The organism is Nocardia sp. NPDC057668, assembly GCF_042799795.1.
GTDB lineage: Bacteria > Actinomycetota > Actinomycetes > Mycobacteriales > Mycobacteriaceae > Nocardia.
This window is the reverse complement of the sequence record NZ_JBHVIC010000004.1, coordinates 392,336-405,072: the sequence shown is the minus strand read 5'-3', so window position 1 is coordinate 405,072 and position 12,737 is coordinate 392,336. Positions and strand designations below refer to the sequence as shown.

The window sequence follows — 12,737 nt, the reverse complement described above, 5'->3', positions numbered from 1 at the left end:
TTCGGAGTAGCGTCTCAGGGTCGCCGGACAGTCGCTGTCAGTAGTCTTTTCCCGCGTCGAACATGGCGTGCAGCCGTGCCTCGTCCGTGCTGACTCCGGGCTCGGCGATGACGATATCCACCTGCCGGATCGTTCCGGTGAAGGCGAACGGCATGGGGTACTGCGGGCTCACGGGCGAACCGGTGTCGCGGCCGATGTTGAAGGTATCGATCCCGAATCGTCCGGGCACGGTGTGCTCGATCCGGTCGCGAGCACCGACTCGGTCATTGACGAACAGCGTTGCCTCGCCGCCTTTGCCCAAGCCGCCCCCGTCATAGACGAACTCGAGGCGAACGATCGAGGGGCCGTCCGGCAAGGGCAGATCGGATTCGATGATCGTGCGCTCGGACCCGAAGTAGTTGTAGTGGTAGACAGGTCGGCCGTCGTGCACGTACAGCACATACCCCGCAGAGGATCCACCCGCGGCGACCAGAATGCCGTCGCCCGTTCCGTCGAGTGTCACCTCGATTGCGTGAGAACGGTTTTTGGTATTGGGTGCGGCGGTCTCGGGCAACCGCAACGTACCCGGGTAGTAGGTGAACCGCGTGCGGTTCGGGTCTGCTCCCCCCGGGGCGGGCTTGGGGACGCTGAGCCGCGCCGAGCCACGATCATCGAGCGGGTAGACGCCGTAGGCGACGCACTCGCGGTCGAAGATCTCTTTCAGTTCCGCGAGTTTGGCGGGGTGCTGGTCGGCAAGGTCGAGGCTCTCGCTGAAATCCTCGTCGAGGTTGTAGAGCTCCCAACGGTCGGCGTCCCAGTTCCCGGGTGCGATGTCCATTCGCCACGGGCAGGTGTGCTGGGCGCATGCGATCCAGCCGTCGTCATAGATCGCACGGTTGCCCAGGACCTCGAAATACTGTCGCGATCGCGTCGGGCGTGCGTCCGCCGAGTCGAAGGTCGAGGCGATCGATACCCCGTCCATCGGCTTCTGGTCGATGCCGTCGACCGTGTCCGGCGCGGGGATTCCGGCGATGTCGAGGATGGTCGGGACGATGTCGATCAAATGGGTGAATTGGGATCGGATGCCGCCGGCCTCGGTGATGCGGGAGGGCCATGTGACGATCATGGGGTTGCGGGTGCCGCCGAGGTGGCTGGCGACCTGTTTGACCCATTGGAAGGGGGCATTGCCTGCCCACGCCCAGCCCATCGGGTAATGAGACTCGCTGTTCGGAGTGCCGATATCGTCGATGCGCGCGAGGATCTCGCTGACGTCGGACTGAATGCCGTTGAGGTTCATGATCTCGTTCACGGTCCCGCGCGGACCACCCTCGGAGCTGGCGCCGTTGTCGCCGACGATGAAACAGAGCAGCGTGTTGTCCGCATCGGGAAGCCCGTTGACGGCGTCGATCAGACGCCCGCACTCCTGGTCGACGAACGCGAGATACCCGGCATAGTTCTCCATGAAGCGGGCGCACACACGTTTCTCGTCCTCCGAGAGCGAATCCCACGGGTCCACCCAGTCCGGCCGCGGGGTGTTGACCGTCCCCGGTGGGATCACTCCGAGCGCGAGTTGACGCTGGAAGGTCTCCTCACGAACGACATCCCAGCCTTTGTCGAACTGACCGCGGAATCGGTCGCGCCACTCCTGGGTCACCTGGTGGGGAGCGTGCATGGCTCCCGGGGCGAAGTAGAGGAAAGCGGGCTTGTCCGGGTTCACCGATTTGCCGTAGCGCAGCCACTCGATCGCCCGATCGGTGATGTCGGTCATGAAGTGGTAGCCCTCCTCGGGCCCACGATCGGGCTCCACCGCGCGCGTGTTCTCGAACAGCGCCGGGTAGAAGGAGTTCGTCTCGCCCGCGTTGAAACCGAAGAAATAGTCGAAACCGAGTCCGGTGGGCCAGCGATCGAACGGGCCGACCACGCTGGTCAGCCAATCGGGCGTGTTGTGGTTCTTGCCGAACCAGGCGGTGTTGTAGCCGTTCTCCCGAAGCGTCCGTCCGATCGTCGCGGTCGACTTCGGGATCAGGCTGGTGTAGCTCGGAAATCCCGTCGCCCATTCCGCGAGGAAACCCGCGCCGCAGTTGTGGTGGTTGCGCCCGGTCAACAGCGCGGCCCTGGAAGGCCCGCAGATCGCCGTCGTGTGAAAGCGGTTGTATCGCAGACCCGCGCCGGCGAGCTTGTCGAGAGCTGGGGTCGGGACCGGACCACCGAATGTCCCGACCTGCCCGAAGCCGACATCGTCGAGCATCATGATGACCACATTGGGAGCGCCGGCCGGAGCTGACGGCGGATCCGGCCAATCCGGAACGGAATCCTCGTACGTCGTGCCGATCGTTCCCTGGAACGGCGGATCCGGAATCGGCAGACGCGACCGATCCAGACCCTGCGGGTCATGATTCGAAGAATTCGTCATTCGCAGCTCCTCGACGATTCCATCCGACTCGCTCAACCGAGCCGACAACGCTCGACACACTCGACCAGCGACAACCGCTTCAGCGCACTCTTCTGACCTGCTACCGACAAGGGAACCATGCCTATCGGTCAGGCTGAGCAATAGCCACGCCGGGACCCTGCCGGCGCCACGAGCGCAAGCGCCGCCTCATCCACCAGATCCGGCTTCGACACAGCAGGCTGTGCTCCGGCTTGTCTTCAGGCCGCCCCGTCGTTCGTCCCGACGGGAATCCGTGCGAGAAGTTCGGATACCTCGCGCGCAGCGCGCTGCCCGGATTCGATCGCGCCGTCCATGTAGCCGACCGAGGTCCGGGAGGTCTCCGCGCCCGCCCAGTGCAGCGGTCCGACCGGAGTGCGCAGTGCCGTTCCGAATCGGGTCAGTGTCGACGGTCCGGTGAAGGCGCCGAAGCAACCCCCGGTGTATTGCTCCGCGGCCCAGTCGGTTTCGATGTAGTTGATCGGGTCGCCAGCGGCCGGGCCGAAGTAGGCGACCAGATCGTCCACGTTCTGCCGGTACCGTTCCCGCGTGGACAGTCGTGCGACCTGATCCGCGTGCCGTCCGTCGATGAAACCGAGCAGCACTCCCAGTTCGCTGCCCGGCGGGGTGTTGTCGAACACCGTGCCGACGGCTCGCGTTGTGCTGTTGGCCTGACCACTGAGTCCCGTAGTGCGCCAGAAGGGTTCGCCGTAGACCACGTTGATCTTGATGACGCGCCCCATCGGCATCTGCTCGGTGAGCCGGACACGGTCCCCGGGCAGATCGGGCGTGTACCGAAGTCGCCCGCACAGCACCGGGGGAATCGCCACGATCGCTCGCCTGGCCGTCACGGTCGAGGCATCCGCCAGTTCGACGCGAACCCCCCGCTCGTCCCAGTCGATCCCGCTCACGGGACTGCTGAGCCGGACTCGATCCCCTAGTCGCTCCGCGAGTTTCAGCGCGATCTGCTGTGATCCACCGACGATCCGGTCCTGCTGAGCGCCGCCTTTGGTGCTGATGAGCTTGTCCGTTCCGCCATTGGCGGCCAGGAACGCCGACACCCAGAGGGCGGAAAGCTCTTCGGGTTCGGCGGCGAAGATCGCCCCGGTGATATACCGCATGTAGCGTCGCCCACGCTCGGTGCGCATATGCTTGCCGATCCATTCCGCGAACGTCTGCCGATCGAGCTCGGCGGCCTTGGCCGACAGCGGGATTCCGGGTGCCGGCAGCGGCTGGCCACCGTGGTCCAGTTGCCAGAGTCCGTAGGCGAGATCGGCAAGGAGCACCGGACTCGCTCGCGGAATGCGGCCGCTGTATGTGACCCGCTTACCGTCGAGTTCGACGACGTGACGTCCCGAATCGTAGGTCGGGAACAGCGAAAGCCCGAGCTCGGAGATGAGCGACAGCACATGGGTTTGCCCGGGGCCCACCCACTGGCCACCGAGTTCGATGGGCGCGCCGTCGGGCAGGATCCCGTTGTGCAGGCGACCCCCGACCCGATCTCTGGCTTCCAGGACGGTGACGGTGTGGCCGGCTGCCACGAGTTCTCTGGCTGCCGTCAGCCCGGCGACACCGGCGCCGATGACCACCACGTCGTATTCGGGCGACATATCTCTGCTCTCGGTCACTCAACCGATCCTTTCGGGCAATGGGACGTCCAGCGGACGGTCCGACTCGGACACGACCGGGTGCGGATCCGCGTCGCCCACCGCGGCGGCGCGGCCCGAATCACCGTGGTAATCCGGATGATTGCGGTCGAAGAACGCCAGCATCACCGAGGTCACTACGAGATACACCGCGAAGAATCCCAGCGGCAGGTAGGTGGAGATGATCCCGTTGTAGGCGAAGGGCCCGGTCTTGAAGAACCCGACCAGTCCGTTGATCACGGTGCCGCCCGCGATGGTTTCGAGGATGCTGAAGTACCCCCACCACCGGGGCAAGGTGGGAGATCCCGGCGGGGCCAGGAAGACGGGCAGTGCCATGAGCAGAATCCAGGCCGCGAAGGGCGGCCAGCCGTAGATGGTGACGAGCCAGGCCAGATCGTTGAAGGCCTGCGTCAGTTCGGGACTCACGCTGCCGGCCCGGAACGCCGCCATCGTCCACATGATGCCCATGAGAACGATGACCATGTAGCAGCCCGTGAACGCGACGAGCTGCCCCATGCTGAAGAACGCGAAGCGCTTCTCCAGCATCCTGGTTCGGGCGGCCACGAGCACGGCCAGGGGGATGAGGAACGAGGTGCCGATCATGTAGGAGAAGACGCCCAGTTGGATGAGTCCGCGGTGGTCGGTGTAGAAGGCGGAAGCCTGCTCTGCCGTCCAGTTGGGGTCGGTGATAGGGGACTTCCATTCCGCGGTGAACAACCGCCCCCAGAAGAGCCCGCTCGTGAACAGGACGTACAAGACGAAAGACGTAAGGGCCAAACGTTTCTGATACTTGTAACTAATGAGAGTGCTCATCGCGATGAATATGCCTCTTCGCTATTAAGATCCCGCCGCCCGAGAACGCACGGCACACGATGATCTAGACAAAATACGGTACGGAGAGCCCGGCCACGAGCAGCACGGCGTATACACCGAGCGCGGCGCGCAGCCAAGCAACCGACCCGCGATTGGTCATGAACTGGAATGCGATGATCCAGAATTTGATGCCGGCGAACAACACAACGACCGCCGGCTCGTAGTTCCAGCCGCGTGTGTAGCTACTCGTCATGACCGACACCACGGTGATCACCATGAGGATCGACCACGCGTACACGGCTACTCGATCCGCCTTCCACGCTTGCACCGGCGCTGCACCGGCATTTCCGCCGTCCACAGATCCTCCTCCTAAACCAGATAGAAAAGCGCGAACAGGAACACCCAGACCGCGTCCACGAAATGCCAGTAACTACCGGACCCTTCGATGAAATTCAGGCGGAGGCGAACCGAGTCGGGACCGTAGCCGATCACCAGGAACAGGATGGTCGCCGCGATGACATGGCAAAGGTGAAGTGCCGTCAGGACGAAATACATCATGAAGAAGTCGTTGGTGTTCGGAAAGATACCGTCGGACGCCTTCGTGCCGTACTCCACGCATTTCGCGACGAAGAAGGCGACGCCCGTCCAGGATGCGTACCTGAACCAGCGGGTGGCATCGCGAGCCGCGAGCCGCTGCACCGCGTTGATCCCGAGAACGACGAAGAGCGATCCGGTCAGGAGCAGGGCGGTGTAGGCGATGCCCACCGCCGGATTCAGGATTTCCTTCGACTCGCGGAACATGTCCGGATGTTCGATGCGGTAGTAGGTGATGCACCCGAAATACACACCGAAAAGAACGAGTTCAGCAAAGATGATCAGCCATAGCCCGGGTTCACCCGGAACCGTCCGCGGTGTGATCGCAGCTCTGGTTCCGGAGACCGGATCTTTCGTCTGGGTTGTCATGGTGACTCTTCTCGTCGCACACGCGGGTCAGTAGTCCAGGAGTTCCGGACGACCTATGTCTGTCAAATACTTTCGGTACTCGGCGTAGATGGGCTCGAACGCCGGGAGCAGACTCAGCAGCTTGATCAATGGACCGGAAACCTTGACTTTGCGCAGCGCGAGCGACTTCTTGATGTTCAGCGTTCCGAGTAGGAGGCGGTGGCCGTCGTCGGCCGACATCGTCAACTGAACGTCGACGTCACCGGCCGCGGCGGTGTCTCCGACCGTGACCTGCAGGGCGTCGTCCATCGTCGGGTCGAGCAGGAAGTACCCGGCCGGGTCCGAATACACGATGCGAAAACTGCCGATCGGCACCAATTTGTCCTTGAGGCCGGTCTCCATCACCCGTTCCAGAAACGGTGTGGCAGTGCCGTAGAGCTCTTCTGTCGAGCCGAAGATTGCCATGATTCAGGTTCTCTCTCGATGGCGGGATCAATGTCCCATGGCCAGGTCGATCAATTCGTTCGCGTCGAGTTCCTCGATGGATCTGCCGGACTCGCCGCCGGGCGACGCGATTGCCCCGGAACCCGGATGTCCGACGGCCAGTCCGCGGGCGATCTCGGCGATGCCGGAGGCGCGAATGATGTCGATCGGCAACCGGTTCAACAGATTCCGCAGATCCGATTCGGAGAGTTCGGTCGACTGGTTGTCGGTGGCCGGCGGGGTGATCTGGGTGCGGAGGTGAGTTGCGAGCGATCGTGGGGTGGGGTGGTCGAAGACGATCGTCGCGGGAATCTTCAACCCGGTCGCGGTCTGCAGACGGTTGCGGAACTCGACCGCGCTGAGCGAGTCGAAACCCAGACTCTTGAACGGCTCTTCCGGGGGAATCATGTGCGAGGTGTCATGTCCCAGCACGACCGCCGCTTGATCACGGACGAACTCCAGGGTGATTCGATCCTGTTCGGTGTCGCTGCGCCCCTGCAAGAGCGCGGAAAGCGTGGACTGCTGGGTACTGTCCTCGTTGCTGGCTCGGCGGCGGGATCTCGCGATCAGACCGGCGATAGCGGGGACCGCACCCGATTCGGAGAGTGCGGCGGTGTCGATCCGCGCGGGAACCACCAGTGGTTGACCCGATTCGATCGCGGCGTCGAACATCGCCAGACCTTGCTCGGTGGTCATCGGCAGGAAACCGCTGCGCGCCATCCTGGCCGAGTCCTGATCGCCCAGATGCCCGGTGAGACCGGTCTTCTGCTCCCAGAAGCCCCAGGCCAACGACGTACCGGCCGAACCACTGCGCTGGCGGTAGTGAGCCAGGGCGTCGAGAAAGGTATTGGCCGCCGCGTAGTTGGCCTGACCCGGGGAGCCGAGAATCCCTGCCGCGGAGGAGAACAGCACGAACAACGCTGGATCACTGGCGGCGGTCAGCTCGTGCAGATGCCATGCGGCATCGGCCTTGGCCGCCAGTACCGGTTCCCACTTGTCGGCGGTCAACGACGCGAACACGCCGTCGCGCAGCACGCCCGCCGTGTGCACCACGCCGGTCAGCGGATGCTGTTGCGGCACTTGCGACAACACCTCGGCCAGTGCGTCTCGATCGGAGACATCGCAGGCCACCACGTCGGCATGTGCGCCCAGGGCGCCGAGCTCATCGACCAGGTCCTGGGCACCCGGCGCCGCGGCCCCGCTGCGGCTGAGCAGCAGCAGCCGCCGCACCCCGTACTTCTGGACCAGATGCCGGGCGAACACCGCTCCCAGCACCCCGGTACCACCGGTGATCAGCACGGTGCCGTCCGGATCGAGCCGGCGGGGAACCGAGATGACGGTCTTGCCCACGTGCCGGGCCTGGCTGAGGTAGCGGTAGGTCTCCGGAAGCCGGCGAACGTCCCACGCGGATGTCTGAACCGGGGCGATGTCCCCGCCGGCGAACATCACCATGAGTTCCCGCAGCATCTCGCCCAGGCGGTCGGGGCCGACCTCGAACAGCACGAAGGGCTGATAGCTCACCCCCGGATGAGCGCGGGCGACCTCGCTCGGATCACGAACATCGGTGCGCCCCAACTCGATGAAGCTCCCACCCCCGGGCATCAGCCGCAGTGATGCGTCGGTGAGCTCCCCGGCCAACGAATTCACGACGACATCCACGCCGAGACCCCGGGTGAGACGGGAGAACCGCTCCTCGAACTCCGCGGACCGCGAGCTCCCGATGTGGTCCGCCGCCACTCCCATCGACCGCAGCACCGGCCATTTGGCCGGGCTCGCGGTCGCGAACACCTCCAGACCCCACAGGCGGGCCAACGCGATCGCGGCCATGCCGACCCCGCCGGTTCCGGCATGGATCAGCACCCGCTGTCCGCGCTGGACGCGAGCCAGGTCACGCAGCGCGTAGTAGGCGGTCAGGAACACCGCCGGTACACCCGCGGCCGCGGCGAACGACCAGTCCGCCGGAATCGGCGCCACCACACGGCAATCCGCGACCGCGACCGAACCCACACCCTCGAACACACCCATCACCCGGTCCCCCACGGCCACGTTCGTGACCCCGGCCCCCAGGGCGACCACGACCCCGGCCCCTTCACCGCCGATGATCGCGTCGGGATCCGGGTACATTCCGAGCGCCACCAGCACGTCCCGGAAATTCACGCCGACCGCGCGCACGGCGATCCGTACCTGCGTGTCCCCGAGCTCCCCGTCCACGGCCACCGGTTCGGCGACAAAATTGTCGGCTGTCAGCGTTCCCGCACCCGCCGTGCGCAATCGCCATTCGCCGGAACCGATCTCGATTCCGGACGGCCCCTCCATGCTCACGAGCCGCGGCACCAGCACCACATCCCTGCGCACCGCCGCCTGCGGCTCCGCACCGGCGAGCACCGCCGCTACCGCCCACTCGATGTTGTCCGGGTCGTCGGTGTCCACGAGCACGACGCGGTCGGGGTATTCGTTCTGCACCGACCGCAACAGGCCCCACACGCCGGCATCGACCAGGCCCGACAGCGGATCGCAGCCGTCGACGGCCACCGCATTCGAGGTCACCACGACGCAGCGGCCACCCGCCTGGTTCTCCTCGGCCAGCCATCCCTGCAATTGCTCCGCCACGCCCCACACACCGGTGCCCGAGCCCCGCAGGACGGTCACGTCCGCACGCACCGTCGGATCGATCGCGCCGACGTCCAGGGGTTTCCAGTCGACGGTGTAGAGCGGGTCGCCCGTCCCGGCGCCGTGCAGATCGCTCGGACGCACACCGCGCACGCTCAATACGGCCTCGAGAACCGGCCGCCCCGCACTGTCGTCCACCACGATCTGCACCCGGTGATCAGCGGCCGCGCGCAACCGCGCCCGCACACCGCGCGCACCGACCGCGTGCACCCGCACCCGCTCCCACGCGAACGGCAACAGGATCTGCCCCTCGGGCACCGGGATATCGAGGAAACCGAGCGCCTGCATCACCGCATCGAGCAGCGCCGGATGCACGACGAACTCGTCGGCACTCGCCGACGCCGCCTCCGGCAACGCCACCTCGGCGAAAACCGCACCGGCACTGCGCCATACCGACCGCAGCCCCCGGAACACCGGACCGTACCGGTAACCCCGCTCGGCACATACCTCGTAGAAGTCGTCGACCGGAACCCGCTCGGCAGCCGCCGGCGGCCACATCCCCACACCCGCACCGACCGGACCCGAATCCGGTTCGACCACGCCCACCGCGTGCGAGGTCCACGCGCCCTGCCCATGTTCGAGCCGGGAGAACACCTCCACCCCGCGACTACCGTCCTCCTCGCCCGAGGCTCCGACGACCACCCGGATGTCGACCCCGCCTCGTTCGGGAACCACCAGCGGCGCCTGCAGAATCAACTCGCGCACGACTCCGCACCCGAAGCGGTCACCGGCGAACAACGCCCATTCGGCCAACGCCGCCCCGGGCACGAGGACCACCGAGCCCACCCCGTGGTCCTTCACCCAGCCATGGGTCCCCACACCGACCCGGCCGGTGAACACCACCTCACCCGAGGACGGCGACTCCACCACCGCACCCAGAACCGCGTGGTCACAACCACTTACGCCGAGACCGCGTACGTCACCACCGGATACGGCGTCGAGCCAGTACCGCTTTCGCTCGAACGCGTACGGTGGCACATCCACCAACTCACCCCCGCCGACCACCGCGGACCACCGCACACCGACACCCGACACGAACACCAGGGCCATGGAGTGGGTGAACCGGTCGAGGGCGCCATCGTCGCGGCGCAACGTCTCGACGACGGCTACCGCGGTGTCATCGACGCCGGCGTCGTCGTAGTTCTCTTCGACCGGCACCGTGAGGATGGGGTGCGGGCTGACTTCGATGAAGGTCCGGCAGCCGTCGTGGATCGCCGCGCGCACGGCCCTGTCGAATCGCACCGGTTCGCGCAGGTTCGAGTACCAGTAGTCACCGTCGAGGGTCGCCGGGTCGATCTTGCCGCCGTGGACGGCGGAGATGAAGTCGGCCGTGGCGCCGTCGATCGGGCTGACATCGCCGAGATCGGAGCGAACGTCGTCTTCGATGTCGTCGATCTGTCGCGAGTGCGAGGCGTAGTCGACCGGCAACCGCTTGACGTCGATGCCTTGGGCGTCCAACTCGGCGACCAGTTCGTCGAGCGCGGAATGCTCACCGGACACAACGGTTTTCCGCGGGCTGTTGACGACGGCGATGTCGAGCCGGCCGGTCCATGTGCCCAGCCGGGGCAGCAGTTCTTCGGCCGGCAACTGCACCGAGGCCATGCCGCCGCGCCCGGAAAGCTTTGCCACGCAGCGGCTGCGCAGCACGATGATGCGCGCGGCTTCGGCCAGCGGCAGCGCGCCGGCGACGGCCGCGGCGGTGATCTCCCCCTGGGAGTGACCCATCACCGCGTCGGGATGTACTCCGGCCGCGCGCCAGACCTCGGCCAGCGCGACCGATACGGCGAACAGCATCGGTTGCACGACGTCGACCGCGTCCAGGCTCGGCGCCGTCGGAGCCGTTCGCAGCACGTCATGGGGACTCCAGTCGACGAATTCCGCGAGTGCGCCGGCCGCGGTGTCGAACGCGGCGGCGAAAACCGGGTACCGGTCGTAGAGTTCGCGGCCCATACCGAGCCACTGCGAGCCCTGACCGGGGAAGACGAACGCCGTCTTGCCTTCACCGGCCGCACGCCCGACCACCACGCCGGGTGTCGGCTCACCGGCGATCAACGCCTGCAACCGGGTCCGAAGCTCGGCACGATCGGCGCCGATGACCACCGCGCGATGCTCGAACACCGTGCGCCGTGCCAGCGTCGCCGCCACCGACCGCGCGTCCACGTCCGGATGCCGATCGAGGAACTCTCGCAGGCGAATCGCCTGGGCGGTCAACGCCGTGGCACTGCGCGCCGACAGCACCCACGGCAGCGCCCCACCGTCGACCGGCCGATCCTGCACGGCCGCCGGCTCCGGCGCCTGTTCCAGGATGACGTGCGCGTTGGTGCCGCTGATCCCGAACGACGACAGCGCCGCGCGCCGCGCGCGGCCCACCGCCGGCCAGTCACGACGAGACGACAGCAACCGCACACCCCCGGCGTCCCAATCGATTTCGGGGCTGGGCTCCTCGGCGTGCAGGGTCGCCGGCAGTACACCGCGGCGCATCGCCTCCACCATCTTGATCACCCCGGCCAGCCCCGCGGCCGCCTGCGTGTGGCCCATGTTCGATTTGACGGACCCCAGCCACAGCGGCCGTTCCGCGTCCCGGTTCTGCCCGTAGGTGGCGAGCAGCGCCTGCGCCTCGATCGAGTCGCCGAGTGGCGTGCCGGTGCCGTGTGCCTCCACCACGTCCACGTCGCCACCGGAAATACCGGCGTTGGCCCACGCCTGGCGAATCACCTGCTGCTGGGCCGGACCACTGGGCGCGGTCAGACCGTTGGACGCGCCGTCCTGATTGACCGCCGAACCGCGCACCACCGCCAGCACCCGATGGCCCAGCCGCACCGCGTCCGACAGCCGTTCCACCGCGAGCACCGCGGCTCCCTCGGCCGGGCCGAAACCATCCGCACCGGTACCGAACGCCTTGCACCGGCCGTCGGCGGCCAGTCCGCGCAGCTGCGAAAAGCCCACGTAGACATCGGGGTTGGACATCACGGTCACACCGCCCACCAGGGCGAGCGAGCACTCTCCCAGTCGCAGGCTCTGCAGCGCCAGATGCAACGCGACCAGCGACGACGAGCACGCGGTATCCACCGATACCGCCGGGCCTTCGAATCCCAGCGCGTACGCCACCCGCCCCGAGGCCACGCTCAGGGTCTTTCCGGTCATCAGATGGCCCGAATAGCCTTCTCGGTCCTGGAACACGCGCGGTCCGTAGTCGCCGTCGACGATCCCGGTGTACACCCCGGTGGCCGAGCCGCGCAGTGATCGGGGGTCGATCCCGGCGTGCTCGAGCGCTTCCCAGGACACCTCGAGCAGCAGCCGCTGCTGCGGATCCATCGCGGCGGCCTCACGGGGACTGATGCCGAAGAACCCGGCGTCGAAATCCGCTGCCCCGCTGATGAAGCTGCCCTCGCGCACATAGAACTTGCCGGGCACACCCACTTCGGGATCGAACAAACCCTCCATATCCCAGCCCCGGTCGTCGGGGAATCCCGAGACCACATCCCGGCCCTGGAACACCACGTCCCACAGGTCCGCCGGGCTCGTCACGCCGCCCGGAAAACGACAGCCCATGCCCACCACGGCGATCGGCTCGGACAACCCGCCCTCGACCTCGGCCAGCCGTGACCGCAACGACTGCAGCTCCCCCGCAGCCCGTTTCAGATAAACCCGGAGATCATTCTCATTCGACATGACAGCACTTCCTGGATCGAAATCACGTGACTGAACCCAGCGCGCCCGGCGCTGGAAAACGACGATGAATACGTGCCGGCTTCGATCACCCGGCCGCGTCGGCG

Annotated in this window: 7 protein-coding genes and 2 pseudogenes; all 9 read right to left on the bottom strand. The window is 66.4% G+C overall.

The window, feature by feature from the left end; all coding sequences use genetic code 11:
- Positions 1–37 precede the first annotated feature (37 nt).
- Entirely contained in the window at positions 38–2,392 is a 2,355-nt protein-coding gene (locus ACFVBH_RS25910) for an arylsulfatase (RefSeq protein WP_379005286.1), read from the bottom strand.
- Positions 2,393–2,628: 236 nt separating this feature from the next.
- Entirely contained in the window at positions 2,629–4,035 is a 1,407-nt protein-coding gene (locus tag ACFVBH_RS25905) for a flavin monoamine oxidase family protein (protein WP_379005284.1), read from the bottom strand.
- Positions 4,036–4,866, bottom strand: coding sequence for a hypothetical protein (locus tag ACFVBH_RS25900; protein WP_379005282.1), 831 nt, complete (start codon positions 4,864–4,866; stop codon positions 4,036–4,038). It lies immediately after the preceding gene.
- Between the two features lie 64 nt (positions 4,867–4,930).
- Positions 4,931–5,224 (bottom strand): hypothetical protein, encoded by a 294-nt coding sequence (locus ACFVBH_RS25895; protein WP_379005280.1) that lies wholly within the window; start codon positions 5,222–5,224, stop codon positions 4,931–4,933.
- Between the two features lie 11 nt (positions 5,225–5,235).
- Positions 5,236–5,829, bottom strand: a complete 594-nt coding sequence (locus ACFVBH_RS25890; protein ID WP_354984249.1) for a cytochrome c oxidase subunit 3 — start codon at positions 5,827–5,829, stop codon at positions 5,236–5,238.
- Positions 5,830–5,856: 27 nt separating this feature from the next.
- Positions 5,857–6,273 carry an SCP2 sterol-binding domain-containing protein gene (locus tag ACFVBH_RS25885; RefSeq protein WP_379005277.1) on the bottom strand — a complete coding sequence of 139 codons (417 nt, stop codon included), beginning with the start codon at positions 6,271–6,273 and terminating at the stop codon, positions 5,857–5,859.
- A gap of 27 nt (positions 6,274–6,300) precedes the next feature.
- Positions 6,301–8,607, bottom strand: a complete 2,307-nt coding sequence (locus ACFVBH_RS25880; RefSeq protein WP_379005890.1) for a type I polyketide synthase — start codon at positions 8,605–8,607, stop codon at positions 6,301–6,303.
- A gap of 21 nt (positions 8,608–8,628) precedes the next feature.
- Positions 8,629–9,837, bottom strand: a pseudogene (locus tag ACFVBH_RS25875) (polyketide synthase dehydratase domain-containing protein); the annotation flags it as partial.
- A 207-nt stretch (positions 9,838–10,044) separates the two neighbouring features.
- A pseudogene (locus tag ACFVBH_RS25870) lies at positions 10,045–12,674 on the bottom strand (type I polyketide synthase); the annotation flags it as partial.
- Positions 12,675–12,737 lie beyond the last annotated feature (63 nt).